Source organism: Nonomuraea sp. MTCD27 (genome assembly GCF_041950495.1).
In the GTDB taxonomy this organism is placed as follows: Bacteria; Actinomycetota; Actinomycetes; order Streptosporangiales; family Streptosporangiaceae; genus Nonomuraea.
Map to the genome: position 1 here is coordinate 97,229 of NZ_JBGNUW010000020.1, position 22,423 is coordinate 119,651.

At 70.8% G+C, this 22,423-nt stretch carries 23 protein-coding genes; 14 read left to right on the plus strand and 9 right to left on the minus strand.

Features of this window, described 5'->3' with window-relative positions:
• Nucleotides 1-292: 292 nt before the first annotated feature.
• From ACBJ59_RS45420 to ACBJ59_RS45440, 5 genes are all read right to left on the minus strand, one after another.
• On the minus strand, nt 293-805 hold the full coding sequence (locus ACBJ59_RS45420) for a methylated-DNA--[protein]-cysteine S-methyltransferase (protein WP_375116299.1): 513 nt from the start codon (nt 803-805) through the stop codon (nt 293-295).
• The gene (locus ACBJ59_RS45425; RefSeq protein WP_375116300.1) at nt 802-2,211 is read right to left on the minus strand and encodes an AlkA N-terminal domain-containing protein; all 1,410 of its coding nucleotides are present in this window, start codon (nt 2,209-2,211) and stop codon (nt 802-804) included. The genes ACBJ59_RS45420 and ACBJ59_RS45425 overlap by 4 nt, the downstream gene beginning before the upstream one ends.
• A gap of 97 nt (nt 2,212-2,308) precedes the next feature.
• Nucleotides 2,309-3,250 carry an NYN domain-containing protein gene (locus ACBJ59_RS45430; RefSeq protein WP_125632505.1) on the minus strand — a complete coding sequence of 314 codons (942 nt, stop codon included), beginning with the start codon at nt 3,248-3,250 and terminating at the stop codon, nt 2,309-2,311.
• Nucleotides 3,251-3,357: 107 nt separating this feature from the next.
• Nucleotides 3,358-3,567 carry an acyl-CoA carboxylase subunit epsilon gene (locus ACBJ59_RS45435; RefSeq protein ID WP_375116301.1) on the minus strand — a complete coding sequence of 70 codons (210 nt, stop codon included), beginning with the start codon at nt 3,565-3,567 and terminating at the stop codon, nt 3,358-3,360.
• Nucleotides 3,564-5,153, minus strand: coding sequence for an acyl-CoA carboxylase subunit beta (locus tag ACBJ59_RS45440; protein WP_375116302.1), 1,590 nt, complete (start codon nt 5,151-5,153; stop codon nt 3,564-3,566). Before ACBJ59_RS45440 ends, ACBJ59_RS45435 begins: the two co-directional genes overlap by 4 nt.
• Nucleotides 5,154-5,189: 36 nt before the next feature.
• Here ACBJ59_RS45440 and ACBJ59_RS45445 point away from each other — a divergent pair, with 36 nt between their 5' ends.
• The 3 genes from ACBJ59_RS45445 to ACBJ59_RS45455 all read left to right on the plus strand — a co-directional run bounded on the left by ACBJ59_RS45445 (nt 5,190) and on the right by ACBJ59_RS45455 (nt 10,302).
• Nucleotides 5,190-6,056: an ABC transporter ATP-binding protein gene (locus ACBJ59_RS45445; RefSeq protein ID WP_375116303.1), complete on the plus strand. Its 867-nt coding sequence runs from the start codon at nt 5,190-5,192 to the stop codon at nt 6,054-6,056.
• Complete coding sequence (locus tag ACBJ59_RS45450; RefSeq protein ID WP_375116304.1) at nt 6,053-7,612, plus strand: hypothetical protein; 1,560 nt, start codon at nt 6,053-6,055, stop codon at nt 7,610-7,612. The genes ACBJ59_RS45445 and ACBJ59_RS45450 overlap by 4 nt, the downstream gene beginning before the upstream one ends.
• A gap of 68 nt (nt 7,613-7,680) precedes the next feature.
• Nucleotides 7,681-10,302, plus strand: a complete 2,622-nt coding sequence (locus ACBJ59_RS45455) for a phosphoenolpyruvate carboxylase (RefSeq protein ID WP_375116305.1) — start codon at nt 7,681-7,683, stop codon at nt 10,300-10,302.
• 53 nt (nt 10,303-10,355) lie between these two features.
• On the opposite strand, the gene ACBJ59_RS45460 is transcribed toward ACBJ59_RS45455, so the two are convergent.
• Nucleotides 10,356-11,429, minus strand: a complete 1,074-nt coding sequence (locus ACBJ59_RS45460) for an epoxide hydrolase family protein (RefSeq protein WP_375116306.1) — start codon at nt 11,427-11,429, stop codon at nt 10,356-10,358.
• Nucleotides 11,430-11,509: 80 nt separating this feature from the next.
• Entirely contained in the window at nt 11,510-12,349 is an 840-nt protein-coding gene (fdhD, locus tag ACBJ59_RS45465; RefSeq protein ID WP_375116307.1) for a formate dehydrogenase accessory sulfurtransferase FdhD, read from the minus strand.
• Between the two features lie 84 nt (nt 12,350-12,433).
• On the opposite strand from fdhD, the gene ACBJ59_RS45470 reads away from it, so the two are divergent.
• From ACBJ59_RS45470 to ACBJ59_RS45505, 8 genes are all read left to right on the plus strand, one after another.
• A complete protein-coding gene (locus tag ACBJ59_RS45470; RefSeq protein ID WP_375116308.1) occupies nt 12,434-13,255 on the plus strand; it encodes a biotin--[acetyl-CoA-carboxylase] ligase in 822 nt (273 codons plus the stop codon).
• A gap of 57 nt (nt 13,256-13,312) precedes the next feature.
• Nucleotides 13,313-13,825 (plus strand): PH domain-containing protein, encoded by a 513-nt coding sequence (locus ACBJ59_RS45475; RefSeq protein WP_375116309.1) that lies wholly within the window; start codon nt 13,313-13,315, stop codon nt 13,823-13,825.
• Nucleotides 13,826-13,840: 15 nt separating this feature from the next.
• On the plus strand, nt 13,841-14,806 hold the full coding sequence (locus ACBJ59_RS45480; protein WP_375116310.1) for an adenylate/guanylate cyclase domain-containing protein: 966 nt from the start codon (nt 13,841-13,843) through the stop codon (nt 14,804-14,806).
• 15 nt (nt 14,807-14,821) lie between these two features.
• Nucleotides 14,822-15,910 (plus strand): S-(hydroxymethyl)mycothiol dehydrogenase, encoded by a 1,089-nt coding sequence (locus tag ACBJ59_RS45485; protein WP_375116311.1) that lies wholly within the window; start codon nt 14,822-14,824, stop codon nt 15,908-15,910.
• On the plus strand, nt 15,907-16,527 hold the full coding sequence (locus ACBJ59_RS45490; protein ID WP_375116312.1) for an MBL fold metallo-hydrolase: 621 nt from the start codon (nt 15,907-15,909) through the stop codon (nt 16,525-16,527). The genes ACBJ59_RS45485 and ACBJ59_RS45490 overlap by 4 nt, the downstream gene beginning before the upstream one ends.
• A 116-nt stretch (nt 16,528-16,643) precedes the next feature.
• Nucleotides 16,644-16,820, plus strand: coding sequence for a bacterioferritin-associated ferredoxin (locus ACBJ59_RS45495; RefSeq protein ID WP_127939836.1), 177 nt, complete (start codon nt 16,644-16,646; stop codon nt 16,818-16,820).
• A gap of 26 nt (nt 16,821-16,846) precedes the next feature.
• On the plus strand, nt 16,847-17,332 hold the full coding sequence (bfr, locus tag ACBJ59_RS45500) for a bacterioferritin (RefSeq protein WP_375116313.1): 486 nt from the start codon (nt 16,847-16,849) through the stop codon (nt 17,330-17,332).
• Between the two features lie 33 nt (nt 17,333-17,365).
• The gene (locus ACBJ59_RS45505; protein WP_375116314.1) at nt 17,366-17,608 is read left to right on the plus strand and encodes a hypothetical protein; all 243 of its coding nucleotides are present in this window, start codon (nt 17,366-17,368) and stop codon (nt 17,606-17,608) included.
• Here the strand turns inward: ACBJ59_RS45505 and ACBJ59_RS45510 are convergent.
• The gene (locus tag ACBJ59_RS45510) at nt 17,586-18,218 is read right to left on the minus strand and encodes a GNAT family N-acetyltransferase (protein WP_375116315.1); all 633 of its coding nucleotides are present in this window, start codon (nt 18,216-18,218) and stop codon (nt 17,586-17,588) included. The two genes, ACBJ59_RS45505 and ACBJ59_RS45510, sit on opposite strands and share 23 nt — an antisense overlap.
• A gap of 313 nt (nt 18,219-18,531) precedes the next feature.
• On the opposite strand from ACBJ59_RS45510, the gene ACBJ59_RS45515 reads away from it, so the two are divergent.
• A complete protein-coding gene (locus ACBJ59_RS45515) occupies nt 18,532-19,200 on the plus strand; it encodes a response regulator transcription factor (protein WP_043620820.1) in 669 nt (222 codons plus the stop codon).
• A 3-nt stretch (nt 19,201-19,203) separates the two neighbouring features.
• On the plus strand, nt 19,204-20,481 hold the full coding sequence (locus ACBJ59_RS45520; protein WP_364127824.1) for an ATP-binding protein: 1,278 nt from the start codon (nt 19,204-19,206) through the stop codon (nt 20,479-20,481).
• On the opposite strand, the gene ACBJ59_RS45525 is transcribed toward ACBJ59_RS45520, so the two are convergent.
• Nucleotides 20,465-20,947 (minus strand): GtrA family protein, encoded by a 483-nt coding sequence (locus ACBJ59_RS45525; RefSeq protein ID WP_375116316.1) that lies wholly within the window; start codon nt 20,945-20,947, stop codon nt 20,465-20,467. The two genes, ACBJ59_RS45520 and ACBJ59_RS45525, sit on opposite strands and share 17 nt — an antisense overlap.
• Before the next feature lie 295 nt (nt 20,948-21,242).
• Between ACBJ59_RS45525 and ACBJ59_RS45530 the strand changes: the two genes are divergently transcribed.
• Nucleotides 21,243-22,391, plus strand: a complete 1,149-nt coding sequence (locus ACBJ59_RS45530; protein ID WP_375116317.1) for a 5-(carboxyamino)imidazole ribonucleotide synthase — start codon at nt 21,243-21,245, stop codon at nt 22,389-22,391.
• Nucleotides 22,392-22,423: the final 32 nt, after the last annotated feature.

Sequence of the window (22,423 nt, forward strand, 5' to 3'; positions counted from 1 at the left end):
GCTCGTCGATGCTGGTGGCGGTGGTGGCCTTGGTGATCCAGGTCTCGAGGGTCTCGTGGTCGGTGCAGGCGAGGATCCGTTCCCGGGCCTCCTGCGGGACGGGCACGCCCCGCGCGCGTTGAGAACCATGACGATGGCCTTCGCCTCGACTTCCGCCTTGCCCCCGAACGGGAGGTGCATGAGGTCCTCGACGCCTACGGTCGAAGCTCGGCACGCTGATGCCCATCTCTCGATGAGGTACTCGTGTTGCCGCGTCGGCGTGCCGAACAAATTACCGAAAGCAGTCGAGTCATTACCTGGGGTTGACGATAGCTCCGGATTCGTGGGCAAGGAGCCACTCTTTCACCGGTACGCCGTAGTAATACCCGCCATACCCCCCAGAGCTGGGCAGCACCCGATGGCACGGCACGAACGGTGCGATCAGGTTCTGGGCGCAGGCCGACCCCGCCGCCCGCGCCGCCGTCTTGGGAAGGCCCGCCCGCTCGGCCAGCTCCGCGTACGACACCGTCGTACCGGGCTTGACCTCCCGCAACGCCGCGTGGAGCCGCTTGCGGGTAGGGGTGCCGGGCTGCGAGACCGGGATGGCGTCCAGGGCGTCGAGGTCGCCGTCGAGGTAGGCGCGTACGGCCTCCGTGACCGGCCCGGGGTCGGTCACGACCTCCAGGCCCTCCGACTGCAGGGCCGGGGTGAGCCGGACGAACATCTCCGTGGGATCGGCGGTGAAACCGGCGGCGACCAGCACCCCTTCGCGGGTCAGCAGGGCGAGCGGGCCCACCGGCGTCGGTACGAGCTGGGCAGCGATCATGAGGAGCTCCAGAGGTGCAAGGCGGCGTACGCCCGCCACGGGCGCCACCGCTCGATGTGGTCTTGGGGGATGCCCAGGGCGGCCATGCGCTTGTTGAGCACGAGGTCGCCCGTGGGCCAGGCGTCGGGGTCGCGCAGCGCGCGCAGCGCGATGTAGCTGGCCGTCCACGGCCCGATGCCGGGCACCTCCAGCAGCCCGGCCACCGCCTCCGCCGGGTCCTGCCCGCCGTCCAGGTCGAGCCGGCCCTCGGCCAGGCGGACGGCCAGGTCCTCGAGCGTGTCGATCCTGCGGTTGGTCAGGCCGAGCCCGGTCAGGTCGGTCTCCGCGAGGTGGGCGGCGGTGGGGAAGAGGCCGCCGGGCGCGGCGGCCCTGGCGACGATGCGGCCGAGCAGCGTACGGGCCCCGGCCACCGAGATCTGCTGGCCCACGACCGCGCGCACGGCCAGCTCGAACCCGTCGAACGTCCCCGGCACCCGCAGCCCGGGCCGCGCCGCGATCAGCGGGCCGAGCGAGGTCTGGCCGAGGATCTCGGAGATGGCCTCCGGGTCGGCGTCGAGGTCGAGGAGGCGGCGGCAGCGGGCCACGACGCGGGCGAGCTGCCGGGTGTCTTCGACCGCCACGTCCAGGGCTATGTGGTCCCGTTGCGGTGTGAGCGTGATCGTCCCGCCCGGTACGGCTCTGGCGTACGATGCCCGGTCCGCCACCTCCAGCCCGGGAATCGCGCGAGAGGCGAGGAACGCGAACACCCCGTCCACGTCGTACGGCTCGCGCCGGTGCAGCCGCAACCGCAGCGTCGCGGGCCCGGCCGTCACCTCGGGGGCCTGGCGCGTTCGCGGCCCCGCCGTGGCGCGCAGCTCGCTGGGCGTGAAGCCGTACGTCTCCCGCATCGTCGCGTTGAACTGCCGCACGCTCCCGAACCCCGCCGCGAACGCCACCTCCGTCACCGGCAGCCCCGTCTCGGTCAGGAGCTGCTTGGCCAGCAGCAGCCGCTTCGTCCGGGCCACCGCCAGCGGTCCCACGCCAAGCTCGGCCACGAACAACCGGTGCAGGTGGCGCTCGGTGATGTGCAGCCGCGTGGCCAGCCCGGCGACGCCCCGCTCGTCGGCCGCCCCGTCGTCGATGAGCCGCAGCGCCCGCCCGACGAGGTCGCCCCGCACGTCCCAGCCGGGATCGCCGGGCGACAGCTCGGGGCGGCAGCGCTTGCACGGCCGGAACCCGGCCGCCTCGGCCGACGCCGCGTGCCGGTAGAAGCGCACGTTGCGGGACGCGGGCGTACGGGCCGGGCAGATCGGACGGCAGTAGATACGGGTCGTCGTCACCGCGGTGTAGAAACGACCGTCGAACCGGGAGTCCCTGGCGGAGACGGCCCGGTAGCAGGAGTCGAAGTCCAGCTCTAGTGGTGACATGCCTCCGACAGTATGCGCTCCCCAAGGGTGACGACTGGCGGAAATCGGACGTCAACGTGACGCCGTACGGACCCCGGTGGAGCCCGTACGGCGGCCGCTATTTCGACGAGACCCCGACCCCCAGGTCGAACTCCCGGTAGACCCGCGCCCAGAACCCGTCACGCAGCCAGACCCGCGCCTCCGGGTAGGGCCGCAGCGAGTGCCCGAGCTCCTTCTCCGCCTCGATCAGCAGCTCGGTGTCGATCACGGTGGGCAGGATCGGCCCCGGCAGCAGGTCGCGGATGTTGTCGCGGCCACGGGTGAGTATCCACTTCTGCGCCACGTGCTCGCCCACGTCCTCGACGCGCGGCCGGCTCGGCCCGAGTTTGGCGACCTGTCCGGGCTTGGCGTGCGGTTTGACGGGTGCGCGCCCGGCGAAGACCTGGGCGGGCGAGGGGGCGGCGGCTGGTGGAGTGACCGGGACGGGCTGGGGTGCGCGGCTGAAAAAGGGCCTTAGGAAATCAGCGGAGATCACTTCGACGGTGTCGGACTCCCACACCAGGCGTTCGGCCTGGTTGGTGCCGTAAGGAGGCTCGACGCCCCAAAGGTGGATGCGGACGCCGTACGCCTGCGCCGCCTCGACCGCCGGGACCATGTCCTCGTCGCCCGCCAGCAGGATCGTGTCAGTGACCGCATGATGCCTGGCCAGGGCCTCCAGATCGCTCCGGATCTGCGCGTCCACGCCCTTCTGCTGGCCACGGGCGTTCAGGTTGCCAAGTCGCACCTTGACCCACGGAAGCTGGGCGATCACACGCTGGTCGACGGTCGGCACGCGGTCACGGGCTGCGTCATACCAATAGATCCGCAGAAGTTCGCCGGAAATACGTTCCTCTGCATGTTTCTGTAGACTCTGGATGAGCTCATCGGCGGCCACCCGATATTCCTTGCGCTCCTTCGCGCCGAGCAGCACTTCACCTGCCGCAGCGTACAGATAACCGACATCCACTAGGACGGCGTACTTGGCTGCCACAGGATGCGGCATGAGGTCTGGGATGGCCATGTCGTCCTCCAGGCCGCGGTGTTAGTTGATCGGCCGACTATATACGCCTACTTTCTCTAGATAGTCCCAACTCCCGGGGAACTTGACACCCGATTCGCAGGATCTATCTAGGGTAGTGCGCTCATCCGCCATGCCGACTTCCCTGGGGAGACAGGCTTACGCATACCTCTAGCCGGGTTTCGCCATGTTTGCCGTCGGGGGGTGCGAGGGGTCTCCGGTTCGGCCGGCGGGCTCCGGCGGATCGCGAACACGACCACCAACGCGGCGATCTCCTCGGGCGTGGCGTCGCCCCGGACAATACGCAGGTCTGCCGTCATAGCGGGATGTTCCCATGCTTCTTCGGGGGGAGCGTCGCCCGCTTGTTCCGCAGGGCCCGCAGCGCCCGGACGACCTGGGGCCGCGTTTCGGACGGCCGGATCACGGCGTCCACGTAGCCGCGCTCCGCCGCGATGTACGGGTTGGCCAGTGTGTCCTCGTACTCGGTGACGAGCCTGGCCCGCTCGCCCTCCGGGTCGTCGGAGGCGGCCAGCTCGCGCCGGTAGAGGATGTTGACCGCGCCCTGTGCGCCCATGACCGCGATCTGGGCTGTGGGCCAGGCCAGGTTGACGTCCGCGCCGAGGTGCTTGGAGCCCATGACGTCGTACGCGCCGCCGTACGCCTTGCGGGTGATCACCGTGATCAGCGGGACGGTCGCCTCGGCGTAGGCGTACAGGAGCTTGGCGCCCCGGCGGATGATTCCGTTCCATTCCTGATCGGTGCCTGGAAGGAAACCCGGCACATCTACAAAAGTCAGGATAGGAATATTAAACGCATCACATGTTCGAATAAATCTGGCGGCCTTCTCGGATGCGTTGATATCCAGACATCCGGCGAAATGCATGGGCTGGTTGGCCACGATCCCCACCGGCTGGCCGTCCAGGCGGCCGTACCCGACCACGATGTTCGGCGCGAACAGCGCGTGGACCTCCAGGAACTCCCCGTCGTCCAGCACGTGCTCGATCACCTGGTGCATGTCGTACGGCTGGTTGGCCGAGTCGGGGATCAGCGCGTCGAGGTCGGGATCCGGCTCCAGGTCCGCGGCGGCCTCGAAGACCGGCGCCTCGTCCAGGTTGTTCGACGGCAGGTACGACAGCAGCGCCTTGACGTAGTCGAGCGCGTCCTCCTCGTCGGCGGCCTGGTAGTGGGCCACACCCGACTTCGTGTTGTGCGTGTGGGCCCCGCCGAGCTCCTCGAACGTGACCTCCTCGCCGGTCACCGTCTTGATCACGTCGGGCCCGGTGATGAACATCTGCGATGTCTGGTCCACCATCACCACGAAGTCGGTCAGCGCGGGGGAGTAGACGTGTCCGCCGGCCGCGGCGCCCATGATGAGCGAGATCTGCGGGATCACCCCGGAGGCGTGCACGTTGCGCTTGAAGATCTCCGCGTACAGGCCGAGCGCGACCACGCCCTCCTGGATGCGCGCGCCGCCGCCCTCGTTGATGCCGATGATCGGGCAGCCGGTCTTGATCGCCAGGTCCAGGACTTTGACGATCTTCTCGCCGTACACCTCGCCGAGCGAGCCGCCGAACACCGTCACGTCCTGCGAGAACACGCACACCTGCCGGCCGTCGACCGTGCCGTGGCCGGTGATGACGCCGTCGCCGTACGGCCTGCGCTTCTCCAGCCCGAACATCGTGGACCGGTGCCTGGCGAACTCGTCGAACTCCACGAACGAGCCCTCGTCCAGCAGCGCCAGCACCCGCTCGCGAGCGGTCATCTTGCCCCTGGCGCGCTGCTTCTCCACGGCCGCGGCGGACCCGGCGTGCACGGCCTCGTCCAGCCGCCGTTCCAGATCGGCGATTTTCCCGGCGGTGGTGTGGATATCGGGCTTTTCCGGTATCGATTCCGCGGCAGCGCTCATGCGCGCAAGGCTAGTCGCTCCTCCTAGAGTGGATCCATGACGGATGCGGTTCGCACCCATGGCCTGTTCAAGCGATACGGGCAGCAAATCGCCGTCGCGGGGGTCGATCTCGTCGTCCCCGCCGGGAGCTTCGCCGGGCTGGTCGGCCCCAACGGCGCGGGCAAGACGACCACGCTGAGCATGATCACCGGGCTGCTCCGGCCCGACGGCGGCGCGGCCGAGGTGGACGGGTTCCACGTGTGGCGCGATCCCGTCGAGGTCAAGGCGCGCATCGGCGTGCTGCCCGAGGGGCTGCGGCTGTTCGAGCGGCTGTCGGGCCGCGAGCTGCTGCTCTACAACGGCCGCCTGCGCGGCATCCCCAAGGCCGACGTCGAGCAGCGCGCGGGCGAGCTGCTGTCCGTGATGGACCTGGCCGACGCCGCCGACAAGCTCGTCGTCGACTACTCCACCGGCATGCGCAAGAAGATCGGCCTGGCCGCCGCGCTGCTGCACAACCCGTCGGTGCTCTTCCTCGACGAGCCGTTCGAGGGCGTCGACCCGGTCAGCGCGAACACGCTGACCGAGGTGCTGCGCCGCTTCACCGCCTCCGGCTCGACCGTCATCTTCTCCAGTCACGTGATGGACCTGGTCGAGCGGCTGTGCGACTGGGTGTCGGTGATGAGTGCGGGTCATATCGTGGCGCAGGGTCCGTTAGCGGACGTACGCGGCGGGCGCCCCCTCAACCAGGCGTTCCTCGAACTGGTCGGCGGCAGCCCGGGCGGCGGCGAGACCGGCCTGAGCTGGCTCGGCGCCAGACCCGAGGGCACCAGGCCCGACGGGGCCGCACCCGCCGGACCCGCCCGACCCGCCGGACCCGCCGGCTCCCAAGCCGAGCAGGGCACCGGACACCGGACGAACCCGTGAGCACGGTCGCGCTGTTCGCGCAGCTCAAACTGCGGCTGCTGGCCGGCAACCTGCGCGGTGACCTGCAGCGCAAGCTCGGCTTCATCTTCACCCTCGTGGCCGCCGCCGGCCTGGCCGCGCTCGGCTTCTTCCTCATGAGCCTGCTGCGGCTGGTCCCCGCCGACATCGCCGCGTCCCTCGTGACCGTGGCGTTCTCCGCCTTCCTCGTCGGCTGGATGGTCGTGCCGCTGCTCGCGTTCGGCCTGGACGACACGCTCGACCCGGCCAAGCTGTCGCTGTTCCCGCTGCGCACGCGCCGGCTCGCGATCGGCCTGTTCACCGCGTCCGTGACCGGCGTCTGGCCGGCGGCGATGCTGGTCGTCACGTTCGGCGCCCTGGTCGGGCTGGCGTCCAGCGCCGGCGGGTGGCTGCTCGGGGTGCTCGCCGTGCTGGTGCAGTTCGCGCTCTGCGTGGTGACGTCCCGGCTGATCACCACCTCGCTGTCCAGCGCGCTGCGCACCCGGCGCGGCCGTGACGTGCTGGCCGTGGCGGCGCTGCTCGTGGTGCTGCTGGCGCAGCTGCCCAACCTGGTGATGAACTCCGGCTTCGGCGACCCGACGGCCATGCTGCACCAGATGGCCGCCGTGCTGAGGTGGACCCCGCCCGGCATGATGGCCCACGCCGTCATCGACGGCGGCCTGGTGGGGCTGGCCGAGGTGGTGCTCGGGGCGCTGCTCGTGGTGGTGCTGGCCTGGCTCTGGATCAAGGCGCTGAGCCGGGCGCTGGTCACGCCCGACGTCTCAACGCAGGCGGCCTCCGTACGCAGGGAGAGCGGGCTGATCGACCGCTTCCTGCCGGACGGGCCGCTGGCGGCGGTGGTGACGAAGGAGCTGAAGTACATCAGGCGCGACCCCCGCTATCGCGTGGGCTGGTTCAGCTCGGTCCTGGTGACGGTCGTGCTGTCGTTCTCCCTGACCAGGACGGCCGAGGCCGCCGCCGGCATGCCGGTCACCCTGGCCTGCGCGGGCGCCCTGATGATCGCGTTGCAGTCGATCAACGCTTTCGGCATCGACGGCCGCTCGCTCTGGATGAACGCCGTCACCTTCGGCTCCGAGCGCGGCCTGGCCACCGACCTGGCCGGGCGGCACCTGGCCAACGCCCTGATCGCCGTGCCGCTGATCGCCATGATCGCCGTCGCGACCGGCCTGCTCGCCGGCCAGCCGGCCGCGATCCTGCCCGGCATGCTGGCCGGCTGGGGCGCGCTCGGGGTGGGGCTCGGCGTCGGCTCCGTGACGAGCGTGGTGCTGCCGTACACCGTGCCCGAGCGCATGAACGCTTTCAGCGGCGCCGCCCCCGGCCAGGGCGGGCTGGCGTTCGCCTCCGCGATGGGGGCCACGGTGGGGATCGCGCTGCTCGCGCTGCCGTTCGTGCTGCCGCTCGTGTTCGGGCTCTTGTGGGTGTGCGTCCTGGCGCCGTTCTACGGCCTGCTGGCAGAGGTGCTCGGCCGCCGGCTGGCCGCCAGGATCGGCTTCGCCCGCACCCCCGAGCTGCTCCTGGCGGTGTCAAAGCCCACCTGAGCAGTGGTCTAGTCCAATTGCTGAGACCGGTCTACGGTGTCCCGAGACGACTCGATACCCTTCGAAACATGATTGACCAGGGGCTCGAGCGTCGCAGTGTCGCCGTAACCGAGATGCCGGACGAGCTACGTCACGATGTGCGTCTGCTCGGCAAACTGCTCGGCCAGGTGCTGGCCGAGCAAGGCGGCGAGGACCTGCTGGCCGATGTCGAACGGTTGCGCAAGGCCGTCATCGCGGCGCGCAGGGGCGAGATCTCGGCCGACGTGATCACCGAAATGGTCGCCGGATGGGAGATCGAGCGGGCCGTGGCCGTCGCCCGCGCGTTCACCTGCTACTTCCACCTCGCCAATCTGGCCGAGGAGCATTACCGCATCCGCACGCTGCGCGAGCGGGACGCCGAGGGCAGGGTGCAGCGCGAGTCGCTGGCACAGGCCGTACACGAGCTGGGCCACGAGCGCGTCACCGAGCTGCTGGCGGGCCTGGAGCTGCACCCGGTGCTCACCGCGCACCCCACCGAGGCGCGCAGGCGCGCCGTCGTCACCGCCATCCAGCGGGTCAGCGGCCAGCTCACCGAGTACAACACGCCCGGCCGCGGGGCCTCCGAGCGCGCCGAGAGCAAGCGGCGCATGCTGGAGGAGATCGACCTGCTGTGGCGTACGGCCCAGCTCCGCTCGACCAAGCTCGACCCGCTCGACGAGGTACGCACGGCCATGGCCGCCTTCGACGAGACCCTGTTCCGCACGGTGCCGCAGGTCTACCGCGCGCTGGACGCGGCACTCGACGAGGGCACCGGCACCCGGCCACCGCAGGCCAGGCCCTTCATCCGCTACGGGAGCTGGATCGGCGGCGACCGCGACGGCAACCCGAACGTCACCGCCAAGGTCACCCGCGAGGCCATCCAGATCCAGTCCGAGCACGTGCTGACGGCCCTGGAGACCGCCTGCACCCGCATCGCCCGCACGCTCACCGCCTCGGCGCAGTTCGCGCCCTGCTCGCCCGCGCTGAAGTCGGCGCTGGCGGCGGCCGTGGACGCCCACCCCGACGTGGTCTCCGAGCTGGCCACCCGCTCGCCGCGCGAGCCGCACCGGCAGTGGCTGCTGTTCGTGGCCGGCCGCATCGCCGCCACCCGCCGCCGCGACCTCGACCTGGCCTACCGCTCGCCGTCCGAGCTGCTGGCCGACCTGCGGCTGGCCCAGGAGTCGCTGGCCGCCTCCGCGCCGCGGCAGGCGTACGGCGAGTTGCAGCACCTCATCTGGCAGGTGGAGACGTTCGGCTTCCACCTGGCCGAGCTGGAGGTGCGCCAGCACTCCCAGGTGCACGCGGCGGCCCTGGAGGAGCTGCGGGCCGGCGGCGAGCTGTCGGAGCGCACCGAGGAGGTCCTGGCCACGATCCGGGTGATCGGCTGGATCCAGGAGCGCTTCGGCGTCACGGCCTGCTCCCGCTACGTGGTCTCCTTCACCCGCACCGCCGAGGACATCGCGGCCGTCTACGAGCTGGCCTCGCACGCGCTCGGCGACCGCGCGCCGGTGCTCGACGTGGTGCCGCTGTTCGAGTCGGGCCAGGACCTGGCCAACTCGCCGCGCGTGCTGACCGGCATGCTGGAGATCCCGCAGATCCAGCGGCGCCTGGCGGACACCGGCCGGCGCATGGAGATCATGCTCGGCTACTCCGACTCGGCCAAGGAGCTCGGCCCCGCGGCCGCCACGCTCCGGCTCTACGAGGCCCAGGAGGAGCTGACCGCCTGGGCCGCCGAGCACGACGTGAACCTGCGCATGTTCCACGGCCGCGGCGGCGCCCTCGGGCGCGGCGGCGGCCCGGCCAACCGCGCGGTGCTGGCCCAGGCCCCCGGCTCGGTCGCGGGCCGCTTCAAGGTGACCGAGCAGGGCGAGGTCATCTTCGCCCGCTACGGCCACATCGCCATCGCCCGCCGCCACCTGGAGCAGGTGGCCAACGCCGTGCTGCTGGCCTCCTCGCCCACCGTCGGGGCCCGCACCGCGGCCGCCGCCGAGCGCTTCCGCGGCCTGGCCGAGCAGGTGGCCACGGCCTCGGAGCAGGCATACCGCGCGCTGACCGAGGCGCCGGGCTTCCCCGAGTGGTTCGGCCTGGTCAGCCCGCTGGAGGAGATCGGCACGCTGCGCCTGGGCTCCCGCCCGGCCCGCCGCGGCCTGGGCGCCCCCCGCTCCCTCGACGACCTGCGCGCGATCCCGTGGGTGTTCGCCTGGGCCCAGACCCGGGTCAACCTCCCCGGCTGGTACGGCCTGGGCACCGGCCTGGCCGCGGTCGGCTCCCTGGACGAGCTGCGGGCGGCGTACGCGGAGTGGCCGCTGTTCAACGTGATGCTGGACAACGCGGAGATGTCGCTGGCCAAGACCGACCGCTCGATCGCCAAGCGCTACCTGGCGCTGGGCGGCCGGGAGGACTTCGCCCGGCAGGTCATGGAGGAGTACGACCGGACCCGCGACCTGGTCCTGCGCGTCACGGGCCACACCAGGCTGCTGGAGAACCGCAAGGTGCTCTCGCGCGCCGTCCAGCTCCGCGACCCGTACGTGGACGCCCTGTCGCACCTCCAGCTCAGGGCCCTGCGCGCGCTCCGCACGGAGAGCCTGTCGGAGCAGGAGCGCGACCGCCTGTCCACCCTCCTGCTCCTGTCGGTCAACGGGGTGGCCGCCGGCCTGCAGAACACCGGCTGACCCCGCCCCGCGCAAGGGGGACGTCACCCGCGTCCCCCTTGCCCCGGCCCGGGTCAGCGCAGGCTCTCGAAGAAGGCGATGACGTCCGAGGTGAGCGCTTCCGTGGCGGAGTGTGCCGTGTAGTGGCCGTGGGCCGGGGCCGGGAGGGTCTTCCAGGAGACGATGTTCGCGTGGTCGCGCTCGGCGAAGCGGCGGATGGACGCGAAGTCGCCCTCCGCCATGGCCAGCGCCGTCGGCACCGTCGTCGGTCCCTTCGGCTGCTCGGCCCGGGCGTTCTCCCAGTAGAGGCGCAGCGCCGAGCCCGCCGTCCCGGTGAACCAGTGGATGGCCGCGTTCGTCAGCACGAAGTCGTCGTCCAGGTCCTCGTCGAAGAGCTGGGCCAGCCAGCCGACGAGCCCGGCGGGGGAGTCGACGATGGCGTGCGCCAGCGTCTGCGGCTGCTGTGACTGCAGCACGTTGAAGGCGCCCTTCTCCTTCCAGAACCAGTCGAGCACGGCCAGCCCCGCCTGCTCCTCCTCGCTCAGGTCGGCGAACTCGGCCGGGTCGCCCGACGGGAACGAGAACAGCTGCGTGACGTGCACCCCCACGACGTGCTCCGGGTCGATCCGGCCGACCTCCGGGGAGATCATCGAGCCGCCGTCGTTGCCGACCGCGCCGTAGCGCTCGTAGCCGAGCCGGGCCATCAGCTCGGCCCATGCCCGGGCGATGCGCTGGTTGTTCCAGCCCAGCTCCCGCGTCGGCCCGGAGAAGCCGTAGCCCGGCAGGGAGGGGATGACCAGGTGGAAGTGGCGGGACAGGGGCTCGATGGCGTTGAGGTATTCGGCGATGGAGCCGGGCCAGCCGTGGGTGAGGATCAGGGCGAGCGCGTCGGGGTTGTCGGAGCGTACGTGGACGAAGTGGATGTTCTGCCCGTCGATCTCCGTGGTGAACTGCGGGTACGCGTTGAGCCTGGCCTCCTGCGCCCGCCAGTCGAACCCGTCGCGCCAGTGGCCGATCAGGCGCTTGACCCGGTCGACGCCGACGCCCTGGTCGGCTCCGGGGATCTCGTCGGCGAAGCGGGTCAGGGCGAGGCGGGCCTGGAGGTCGTCGAGGTCGGCCTGCGGGATGTCGATGCGGAAGGGGTTCATGGGGGTCCTCCAGAACTGGAACGGATCGCTTTGTTCTGTTCTCAGACTAGCAGAACGGAATGCTTTATTCCACACCTGATTCAGGCGGAGATGCGCTCCGCGCCCGCGTACACGTTGCAGCGCTCCCCCCGCAGGAAGCCCACCAGCGTCAGGCCGAAGTCCCTGGCCAGCTCCACCGCCAGCGACGACGGCGCCGACACCGCGCACACCACCGGCAGGCCGGCCGCCAGCGCCTTCTGCATGATCTCGTAGCTGGTCCGCCCGCTCACCATGAGCACGTGCTCGGACAGCGGCAGCCGCTCGCTCAGCGCCGCCCACCCGACCAGCTTGTCCACCGCGTTGTGCCGGCCCACGTCCTCGCGCACCGCCACCAGCCTCCCCGCGGCCGTGAACAGCCCTGCGGCGTGCAACCCGCCCGTCTTGCCGAACACCCCCTGAGCCGCCCGCAGCGCGTCAGGCAGCGTGTACAGGAGCTCAGGGGACAGCTCCAGCAGGCCGCGGGGGACCGGCTCGCACCGGTCGCGCAGCGCTTCGAGCCCGGCCGAGCCGCAGACGCCGCACGCGCTGGAGGTGAGGAAGTGCCGGTCGAGGGCGGGCAGATCGGGGACGGGGCCGTGCAGGTGCACGGTCACCGTGTTGTAGCGGGCCTCCGGCGGGAGGTCCTCGTCGGTGCAGTACGCGATCGCGGCGATGTCCCCGGCGCCCACCAGCCCCTCGCCCCGCAGGAACCCGGCGGCCAGCTCGAAGTCGTGCCCCGGCGTGCGCATGGTGATCGCCACCGTCCTGCGCGTGCCGTCGGCCGCCGTCAGGCGGATCTCCAGCGGCTCCTCCGTGGCCAGGTCGTCGCGGCGATCCCTGGCCGTGGAGCCGGACAGCTCCCTGATCCGGATGCGGGTGCTCGGCCCCGGGCGCGCCTTCACAGCGCCCGCGACCGCGAACAAGCCCGGCGCGCGGGCTGCGGACGCGTGCTCACCCCTTCATCATCCCCCTGCCAAGATAGAAGGATGCCCGACTCGCGCTACTCCGACCTCGACCGGCCTCCCCTCTCCGAGGCGGCGCTCAACCGTGCCCTGGTCCGCCCCGGCTCGCTGTGGACCGGCGTCAAGGTGGTCGACAGCACCGGCTCCACCAACGCCGACCTGGCGCGGGCCGCCCAGGAGGGGGCGCCGGAGGGGACGGTGCTGGTGGCGGAGGCGCAGGAGGCCGGCCGCGGCCGGCTGGGCCGCGCCTGGTCGGCGCCGCCGCGCTCGGGGCTGACGTTCTCGATCCTGCTCAGGCCGACCGTGCCGCTCGCGGGGCAGGGCTGGCTGTCGCTCCTGTACGGCGTCGCCGCCGCCTCGGCCGTGCGCCGCCTGGCCGAGGTCGACGTGCGCCTCAAGTGGCCCAACGACCTGCTGATCGGCGAGCGCAAGCTGGCCGGGGTGCTGGCCGAGCGGGTGGACGACGCCGTCGTCATCGGCATGGGCCTGAACGTGACGCTCAGGCCGGAGGAGCTCCCGGTCGAGACCGCCACGTCGCTGGCCATCGAGGAGGCGGCCTGCGTCGACCGCGACCCGCTGCTGCGCGCCGTGCTCAGGGAGATCGAGGTCCACTACCGCGAGTGGACGGAGGCCAAGGGCGATGTGGAGGCGTCCGGGCTGCGCTCGGCCTACCTCGCCACCAGCGCCACCGTCGGGCGGCAGGTCAGGGTGGAGCTGCCGGGGCAGCAGTCGCTGACGGGGCAGGCGACCGGGGTGGACCACTTCGGGCACCTGCAGGTGGAGGCGGCGGGCGAGAAATACACCCTGAGCGCCGGCGACGTCGTGCACGTCCGCCCCGCGGACTAGTGGCCGCGTTCCGTCGTCGGCGTGGCAGCCGGGCGGGGATGGTGGCACCATTTGCCCATGACCCTTCCCGACCATCATCTGACGCAGGGTGAGCGGCGCGTCCGATCCTTCCACCCTCACTGGAAGCGGCTGGTCGTCCCCTTCATCGCGCTTCTTCTCATCGCCGCGGCCTCGGGTGCGGCGCTGTACTTCATCCCGGGTGACTTCGCCTACGCCTCCTACGCCAGGATCGCGGTCGTCGTCATCGGTCTCATCCTGCTGACGATCTGGTCGTTCGTGCCGTACCTGCGGTGGAAGAACACCGGCTACGTGCTCACCACGCACCGCTTCACGATCAGCACCGGCGTGCTCAACAAGTCGACCGACGAGATCCCGATCACCAAGGTCAACACGGTGAGCTCCGACCAGACGTTCGCGGAGCGCCTGTTCGGCTGCGGCACGCTGACGGTGGAGTCCGCCGGCGACCGGGGCGAGATCGTGCTGAAGGACATCCCGAAGATCCAGGACGTCCGCACCGACCTGTTCAGGCTCGTCGAGGACGCGTCGGACGGCGAGCTCGACGGCCGCTGACGTAGCCTCCATCGCGTGAGCGAATCCCGCCCGGGCCGCCCGACCGCCGAGGAGATCGAGCGGTTGCTCATCGGCCTGCCGCCGCGCTTCACGCGGTCGGAGGTCGCCGCCAAGAGCGGCGTGCCGCAGGAGCTGGCTGAGCGCATCTGGCGCGCGCTCGGCTTCGCGCAGCGGGCCGACGACGCCGTGGCGTTCACCGAGGCCGACGTCGACGCGCTGCGCCGGGTCCGGAGCATGCTCGACAGCGGCCTGCTCGACGAGCAGACGGTCATCCGCATGGCCCGCGCGCTCGGCCAGACCACGGCCAGGCTGGCGCAGTGGCAGGCCGAGATCATGATCGGCACCCTGCTGCCGGACGAGCCCTCCGCGGACGACCTGGCCACGGTGCTCGACACGGCGCAGGGCCTGATGCCCGACTTCGAGCACGTCCTGACCCACGTCTGGCGGGCCCAGCTCGCCGCCGCCGGCACCCGGCTGCTGGCCATCGCCGACGTCAACGACGAGCTGGTGCCGACGCGGGTGCCGATGGCGGTGGGGTTCGCGGATCTGGTGTCGTTCACCAGGCGCAGCCGCGAGCTCGACGAGAAGGAGCTGGCCCGGCTGGTCGAGGGGTTCGAGTCGCGGGCCTCCGACGTGGTGGCCTCCCACGGCGCCCGGCTGGTCAAGACGCTGGGGGACGAGGTGCTGTTCACCGCCCCGACCCGGGAGGGGGCCGCGGCCGTCGCGCTCGACCTGGTCGGGGCCGACGAGCTGCGCATCGGCATGGCGTACGGCCCGGTCGTGTCCTCGATGGGCGACGTCTTCGGCACCACCGTCAACCTGGCCGCCCGGCTCACCGCCATCGCCCGCCCCGGCACCATCCTGGTCGACGCGGAGCTGGCCGAAGGGCTGGACGGCTACGAACTGCACAAGATCAGGCGGCGTCCCGCGAGAGGACTCGGCGTGGTCCAGCCGTATGTCTTGCGGAGATCATCCTCCTGACACAAGATGGCTGGCATGCCGTACGAAGTGCAGGGCGTCATCGCCCGGGGCAAGGGCCAGGAAGTTTCGCTCGAGACGGTGATCGTCCCGGATCCGGGTCCGGGCGAGGTGGTGGTGGAGGTGCAGGCCTGCGGGGTCTGCCACACCGACCTGCATTACCGCGAGGGCGGGATCAGCGACGACTATCCGTTCCTGCTGGGCCATGAGGCGGCGGGCGTGGTCGAGGCGGTCGGCCCCGGGGTCACCGAGGTGGAGCCCGGCGATTTCGTGATCCTCAACTGGCGCGCGGTGTGCGGCCAGTGCCGCGCCTGCCTGCGCGGCCGGCCCTGGTACTGCTTCGCCACCCACAACGCCAGGCAGAAGATGACGCTCAAGGACGGCACCGAGCTGTCGCCCGCGCTCGGCATCGGGGCGTTCCTCGACAAGACGCTCGTGGCGGCCGGGCAGTGCACGAAGGTCTCCGCCGAGGCTCCGGCGCAGGTCGCCGGCCTGCTGGGCTGCGGCGTGATGGCCGGGATCGGCGCGGCGATCAACACCGGCGGGGTGACGCGCGGCGACAGCGTGGCGGTGATCGGCTGCGGCGGGGTCGGGGACGCGGCGATCCTGGGCTCCTCGCTGGCCGGCGCCTCGAAGATCATCGCGGTGGACGTGGACAACCGCAAGCTGGAGTGGGCCCGCGGGTTCGGCGCCACCCACACGGTCAACTCGCGGGAGAACGACCCGGTCGAGGCGATCCGCGACCTGACGGGCGGCAACGGCGCGGACGTGGTGGTCGAGGCGGTGGGCCGGCCGGAGACGTACGAGCAGGCGTTCTACGCCCGCGACCTGGCCGGCACGGTCGTGCTGGTCGGCGTGCCGACCCCGGAGATGCGCATCGACCTGCCCCTCCTCGACGTGTTCGGCCGCGGCGGCGCGCTGAAGTCCTCCTGGTACGGCGACTGCCTGCCCAGCCGCGACTTCCCCATGCTGATCGACCTGTTCCTGCAGAACCGCCTGCCCCTGGACAAGTTCGTGTCGGAGACCATCTCCGTGGACGGGGTCGAGGAGGCGTTCGCGAAGATGCACCGCGGCGAGGTGCTGCGCTCGGTGGTGGTCTTCTCATGATCGACCGGGTCATCACCTCGGGCACGTTCTCGCTCGACGGCGGCACGTGGGACGTCGACAACAACGTCTGGCTGGTCGGGGACGCCCGCGAGGTCGTGGTCATCGACGCCGCCCACGACGCCGCGGCGATCGCCGAGCGGGTGGGCGGGCGTACGGTCAGGGCCATCGTCTGCACCCACGCGCACAACGACCACATCAACGCGGCGAAGGAGCTCGCCGGGCTGACCGGTGCGCCGATCCGGCTGCATCCGGCCGACCAGGTGCTGTGGGAGCAGGTGTACGGGCCGGAGGTGACGTACGAACCGCTGGCCGACGGCGAGAAGCTCGTGGTCGGCGGGGTCGCCCTGCAGATTTTGCACACCCCCGGCCACTCGCCCGGAGCCGTCTGCGCCCACGCGCCCGACCTGGGGGCGCTGTTCAGCGGCGACACCCTGTTCAAGGGCGGCCCGGGGGCGACCGGCCGTTCCCACAGCTCGTTCGAGACGATCATCGACTCGATCCGCGACCGGCTTCTCACCCTGCCGCCCGAGACCGTCGTGCACACGGGGCACGGCGACTCCACCGCGATCGGCGGGGAGGCCCCGCACCTGGAGGAGTGGATCGCCAGGGGGCACTGACAGGCGGGGATAGGCGACTGTGACCCACCCAACGTAGGCAAGCCTTACCAAAGTGGGTTACCTTAGGTGTGCCTAACCTAAAGGCGCCCGTTCCTTCACGAGAGGCTAGTCCCTGGATGTACGTGTGCATTTGTCGTGCCGTGACCGAGAACGAGGTCCACGACTGCATCGCCTCCGGGGCGACGAGCGCGAAGCAGATCCGCGACACCACCGGTGCTGGTGGGGACTGTGCCCGTTGTGTACGGAAGATCTGTGCGATCCTGAAACGGTCTGAAGAACTCACGACCGCATAGCCGGATAGCGACGAGGAGCCCGTTTCATGCAGGGCGACAAGCAGATCATCGAGTTGCTCAACGAACAGCTGACCGCGGAGCTCACCGCGATCAACCAGTATTTCCTGCACGCCAAGATGCAGGAGAACTGGGGATACACGAAGCTCGCCGAGCACACCCGCGAAGAGTCGATCGACGAGATGCGCCACGCCGAGCGCCTCACCGATCGCATCCTCTTCCTGGAGGGCCTGCCCAACTACCAGCGCCTGGGCACGCTGCACATCGGCCAGACCGTCGAGGAGCAGCTCAAGGCCGACCTTGAGGTGGAGATGTCGGTGGTGCAGCGGCTGCGCCCGGCGATCCAGCTCATGCGCGAGAAAGGCGACGTCACCTCTGCCCGCATCTTCGAGGAGATCCTCGAGGACGAGGAAGAGCACATCGACTACCTGGAGACGGAGCTGGGCCTGATCCGCAGCCTCGGGGAGCAGCTCTACCTGGCCCGTTACGCCAAGCCGCACTCGTCGGACGACTGACCGCCGGGCAGCGCGCAGGCCGGGGCGGCCATCGTGTACGACCGCCCGGCCTCGGCGGCCACGACCCGCCTCGCCCGCCGGCCGTACCGTGAGCTCACCGGTACGCCCGCGTGCGGCGTGACCTGCGCCACCAGGCCGTCACGCCACGAGACTCCCACCGCCACGTCCCCCGCGCACGCCCCCGACGGGCAACGCCTGCGTCAGGTCACCGGGGGTGCCGCCGCCACGGCCGGCAACGCGATCAGCGGCGCCTTCAGCCGCCGGGGCGGAGGCTGATCTGCTCGCCGTGCTCCCGGAACCCGAGTGCCCGGGCCACCCGGCGCGACGCCTCGACCCGGGCCCGCCACTGCGGCAGCAGCCCGTTCGCCAGCGCGTCCGCGACGGCGGCCGAGGCGACCGCGCGGGCCAGCCCGCGCCCCCGGTGCGTGGTGGCGGTCAGCACGGAGACGTGCGCCGCCGTGTCGAGCCACGGCCGGTACGCCGCCGCCGCGACGACCTCCCGCCCGTCGCGGACCACGTACGCGGCCGACGTGGTCTCGTCGAGACCGCTCTCCTGCGCGTCCTCCTCCGGCACCGAGGCCACCAGCGCCAGCACGTCGCCGTGCCCCGGAGGCAGGCTCTCCGCCTGCGCGGGGGCGGGCACGAAGTCCGCCTCGTCGAGATAGGCGAGCGCCGCCGGCCCCAGGACGTCGCCGGCCGAGGGCCCCGCGAGATCGGTGAGCGCCGCCAGCCCGGCGCCCGACCCGAGGTGGGCGAGCAGCCGCTCCCGCACCGGCTCCACCAGGCCCGGCCGGGGCACGACGGCCAGGATCGCCCCGTCCAGCGTCACGATGCCGGACCATCCGGGCGGGCACATCCAGGACTCCGGCGAGACCGCCACGCTCACGCCTCCCCGGCCCGGGAACGTGACGGGGACCCGGGCGAGCCGGGCCCACATTTCGCGAGCGCGATTCACGGCATTCAACGACATTTCCCCATGATCGCAGTCGAATGTTCAGGGCCTGCCCTTGGCGTGGCGGGGTTGATCCTCTCTCGACCGGGCATGATCGTCCGATGATTCTCGGGCGGAAAACGGCGGTGCTTTAATCACGACGTACCGTATTTTAGCTGTGTTTGCCCAGGTCAATGGATAGGTCAACGACGAGTCAAACCGCGCGCTGTGCCCGGGAAACGATCGCCTAAGGTCCTACGATCGCTTCATGACCTGCGTACTTCTCGCCGAGGATGACACCTCGATATCCGAGCCACTCGCGCGTGCGCTGCGCCGCGAGGGCTATCAGGTTGAGGTGAGTCCCGACGGCCCGCAGGCCCTGGAGAGGGCCCTGTCGGGCGGCATCGATCTCATCGTTCTTGACCTTGGCCTGCCAGAAATGGACGGTCTCGAGGTCGCCCGCCGGATCCGGGCCGAAGGCCACGGCACTCCGGTTCTGATACTCACCGCCCGCGTCGACGAGGTGGACACCGTTGTCGGCCTCGACGCCGGCGCCGACGACTACGTGACGAAACCGTTCAGGCTGGCGGAGCTGCTCGCCAGAGTGCGCGCACTGCTGCGCCGCGGCACCTCCGAGACCCCGGTCGTCCAGGGGGTGCGCATCGACGCCGACTCGCGCCGCGCCTGGATGGGGGAGAAGGAGCTGCACCTGACCACCAAGGAGTTCGACCTGCTGCGCGTCCTGGTCCGCGACGCGGGCAAGGTCGTCACCCGCGAGCAGATCATGCGCGAGGTGTGGGACACCAACTGGTGGGGCTCCACCAAGACGCTCGACATGCACATCTCCTGGCTGCGCCGCAAGCTCGGTGACGACGCGGCCAAGCCGCGTTACATCACGACCGTCAGGGGAGTCGGCTTCCGGTTCGAGCGCGAGTAGGAGATGCGCCGCCGACTGCTCTCCTCCACCCTGGTCGTCGCGGTAATCGCGGTCCTGCTGCTGGGGGTCCCCCTGGGCGTCGTCGTCAGCCGCCTGATCGTCGATGAGGCGGCTCAGGAGCTTGGGGCGGAAGCCAAGCGTCTCGTGGGAGAGGTGGAGTACGCCCGTGTCCAGGAGACGCCGCTCGACCCCCAGCAACTGGAGCAAAAGTACCCGGGTAGGTTCATCCAGATCTGGGAACGTGGAACCCCCCTCAGGGTGACCGTCGTCGGCGAGCCCCCGCCGTCCGGTCACCTGATGACTGAGGACGCCCAGACCAACACCGGTGTCTACGTACGCATCAGCCGCGACCGCGATCAGGTCGAGCAGGACGTACGGGCCCGCCTGCTGCTCATCGTGGCCCTGGCCGTCGCCGCCCTGGCGGTGGCCGTGAGCCTGGCCGTCGTGCAGTCCCGCCGGTTGACGCTGCCCCTGCAGGACCTGGCGAAGATCGCCGACCGGCTGGGTTCCGGGGACGCGCGGCCGAGCAAGCACCGATACGGCATCCCCGAGCTCGACCGGGTCGCCCAGGTGCTCGACCGCAGCGCCACCCGCATCTCCGACCTGCTCACCCGCGAGCGCGAGTTCGCCACCGACGCCTCCCACCAGCTCCGCACCCCCTTGACCGGGCTCACCATGCGCCTGGAGGAGATCGTGGCCGCCTCCGACGAGCCGGACGTCGTGCGCGAGGAGGGCGAGGCGGCGATCGTCCAGGCCGAGCGGCTCACCGCCGTGATCGACGAGTTGCTGGCCGCGGCCCGCCGCCAGCGCCACGCCCAGGCCGAGCCGGTCGCGATCGACGAGGTGCTCGTCCAGCAGATCACCGAATGGGAGCCGGTCTTCCGGGACGCGCACCGTGCGCTGCAGCTCGACGGCTCCCGCGGCCTGAAGGCGATGGCCACGACGGGCGGGTTCGGCCAGGTGATCGCCTCGCTGCTGGAGAACTCCCTGCGTCACGGCGGCGGCGCCGTCACCGTCACCACCACCTGCGGCGACAACTACGTGGTGATCGAGGTCGCGGACGAGGGCCCCGGCATCGCCGACGAGATCGCCCCCAAGATCTTCGACCGGAACGTCAGCGGCGGCGGAGGCACCGGGCTCGGCCTGACGCTGGCCCGCGCGCTGGCGGCGGCCGACGGCGGCCGGCTGGAGCTGGTGCGCCGGCGCCCGGCGACGTTCGCCATCTTCCTGCGCCCCGCCGAGGACGACGGCCGGAACCGGGTGGTCAGCGGTCCTGCCTGACGCCGCCCTCGGGCAGCTCCACCGGGATCGGCTCGGTGGCCTCCAGGAACACCCACTTCTTGTACGACCAGTAGCGGAACAGGGTGCCGAGCCCCACGCCGACGATGTTGGCGATGTTGAGGCTGAGCGTGTCGTGCAGGTTGAGGGTGTAGGTGGTGAAGCCGATCGTCAGCATGCCGAACAGCAGTGCGATGCCGTTGAGCAGGAAGAACAGGAAATATTCGCGCCCCAGCCCGTTCTGCTCGCGGTGCCGGAAGGTCCACAGCCGGTTGCCCGCGTACGCGAACGTCGTGGAGATCGACGTCGCCACGACCTTGGACGTCAGCGGCCCCAGGTCGAACACCACGCTGCACAGGTTGAGCAGCCCCAGGTCGATGAGGAAGGCGATGGCGCCGATGCTGCCGAACTTGGCCAGCTCGTGCAGGAGGGAGGAGAACCGCTGGTAGAGGCGTTTGGTGAAGTCCACGTCTCTGCTCGGTCCCTTCCTAGTCAGAGCTGACATCCCCAGCGTACCGGCCGTGATGTAGGGCGGGATGTCAGACCCAGCAACATACCGCGCAAAGAACGTCTTTAGAAATATCGTCCTATGACCGGCATACCCCTTACATGGGCATTACGCTGCGATGACAGATCGAGGGCACGCGAGCGCTGGGCGGCCGTGCCCACAGGGCAACCCGGAACGGCCGCCCAGCCCCTGACTGCGACAGGCGGTGCCGGGTTGGGTCAGGGAAAGTCGTTGCGTCCCGGTAAGCTCACCTGGCGTGAGTTCATACAGCCCCATCGGACCGGTCGTCGGCATCGTCGGCGCGGGCCAGCTGGCCAGGATGTCGCAGCCGCCCGCCATCGCGCTGGGCGTCGAGCTGCGGGTGCTGGCCAACAGTCCTGAGGAGAGCGCGGCCCGGGTCATCGTCGACACGCGCATCGGAGACTACCGCGATCTTGGCGATCTCCGCGACTTCGCCAAGGGCTGCGACGCGATCACGTTCGACCACGAGCACGTGCCCACCGAGCACATCCGGGCCCTGGCCGCCAACGGCTACGTCGTGCACCCGGGCGCCGACGCCCTCGTGCACGCCCAGGACAAGGCCGTCATGCGCGAGCGGCTGTCCGAGATCGGCGTGCCCTGCCCGGCCTGGGCGCGGGTGCCGTCCGCCGAGGACGCCATTCGCTTCGGCGAGGAGCACGGCTGGCCGGTGGTGCTGAAGGCGGTGCGCGGCGGCTACGACGGGCGCGGCGTGTGGGTGTGCCGCAGCGCGGTGGAGGTCACGGAGGCGTTCGCGACCGGGGTCGAGCTCATGGCCGAGGCGTTCGTCCCGTTCGAGCGGGAGCTCGCGGTGCTGGTCGCCCGCTCGCCGCACGGGCAGGGCGTGAGCTATCCGGTCGTGGAGACCGTGCAGCAGGACGGCATCTGCGTCGAGGTGCTCGCCCCCGCTCCCGGGCTCGACCCGGAGCAGGCCGCGCAGGCCCAGCGCATCGGCCTGAAGATCGCCGACGAGCTCGGGGTGACCGGGCTGCTGGCGGTGGAGCTGTTCCAGACCGCCCGTGGCCTGGTGGTCAACGAGCTGGCCATGCGCCCGCACAACAGCGGCCACTGGACGATCGAGGGCTCGACGACGTCGCAGTTCGAGCAGCACCTGCGGGCCGTCCTGGACCTGCCGCTGGGCACGCCCAAGATGACCGCCCAGGTCGTCGTCATGGCCAACCTGCTCGGCGGCGACGACCCCGACCTGTTCAAGCGCTACGAGCACGTGCTGGCCCACGACCCCGGCATCAAGCTGCACTTCTACGGCAAGGAGGTGCGTCCGGGCCGCAAGATCGGCCACGTGACGGCCCTCGGCTCCAACCTCGACGAGGTGCGCGCCCGCGCCCGCCACGCCGCCGTCTACCTCATGACCGGGGAGTACACGTGAGAGAGAGCAGCGAGCGAACTCCCGATTTCCCG

Coding starts and splice junctions, on each gene's coding strand:
- ACBJ59_RS45515 (WP_043620820.1), top strand. CDS start 18,532: ATGACCTGCGTACTTCTCGCCGAGGATGACACCTCGATATCCGAGCCA.
- ACBJ59_RS45445 (WP_375116303.1), top strand. CDS start 5,190: ATGACGGATGCGGTTCGCACCCATGGCCTGTTCAAGCGATACGGGCAG.
- ACBJ59_RS45430 (WP_125632505.1), bottom strand. CDS start 3,250: ATGGCCATCCCAGACCTCATGCCGCATCCTGTGGCAGCCAAGTACGCC.
- ACBJ59_RS45460 (WP_375116306.1), bottom strand. CDS start 11,429: ATGAACCCCTTCCGCATCGACATCCCGCAGGCCGACCTCGACGACCTC.
- ACBJ59_RS45455 (WP_375116305.1), top strand. CDS start 7,681: ATGATTGACCAGGGGCTCGAGCGTCGCAGTGTCGCCGTAACCGAGATG.
- ACBJ59_RS45420 (WP_375116299.1), bottom strand. CDS start 805: ATGATCGCTGCCCAGCTCGTACCGACGCCGGTGGGCCCGCTCGCCCTG.
- ACBJ59_RS45440 (WP_375116302.1), bottom strand. CDS start 5,153: ATGAGCGCTGCCGCGGAATCGATACCGGAAAAGCCCGATATCCACACC.
- ACBJ59_RS45435 (WP_375116301.1), bottom strand. CDS start 3,567: ATGACGGCAGACCTGCGTATTGTCCGGGGCGACGCCACGCCCGAGGAG.
- ACBJ59_RS45490 (WP_375116312.1), top strand. CDS start 15,907: ATGATCGACCGGGTCATCACCTCGGGCACGTTCTCGCTCGACGGCGGC.
- ACBJ59_RS45485 (WP_375116311.1), top strand. CDS start 14,822: ATGCCGTACGAAGTGCAGGGCGTCATCGCCCGGGGCAAGGGCCAGGAA.
- ACBJ59_RS45470 (WP_375116308.1), top strand. CDS start 12,434: ATGCCCGACTCGCGCTACTCCGACCTCGACCGGCCTCCCCTCTCCGAG.
- ACBJ59_RS45475 (WP_375116309.1), top strand. CDS start 13,313: ATGACCCTTCCCGACCATCATCTGACGCAGGGTGAGCGGCGCGTCCGA.
- ACBJ59_RS45520 (WP_364127824.1), top strand. CDS start 19,204: ATGCGCCGCCGACTGCTCTCCTCCACCCTGGTCGTCGCGGTAATCGCG.
- ACBJ59_RS45495 (WP_127939836.1), top strand. CDS start 16,644: ATGTACGTGTGCATTTGTCGTGCCGTGACCGAGAACGAGGTCCACGAC.
- ACBJ59_RS45425 (WP_375116300.1), bottom strand. CDS start 2,211: ATGTCACCACTAGAGCTGGACTTCGACTCCTGCTACCGGGCCGTCTCC.
- bfr (WP_375116313.1), top strand. CDS start 16,847: ATGCAGGGCGACAAGCAGATCATCGAGTTGCTCAACGAACAGCTGACC.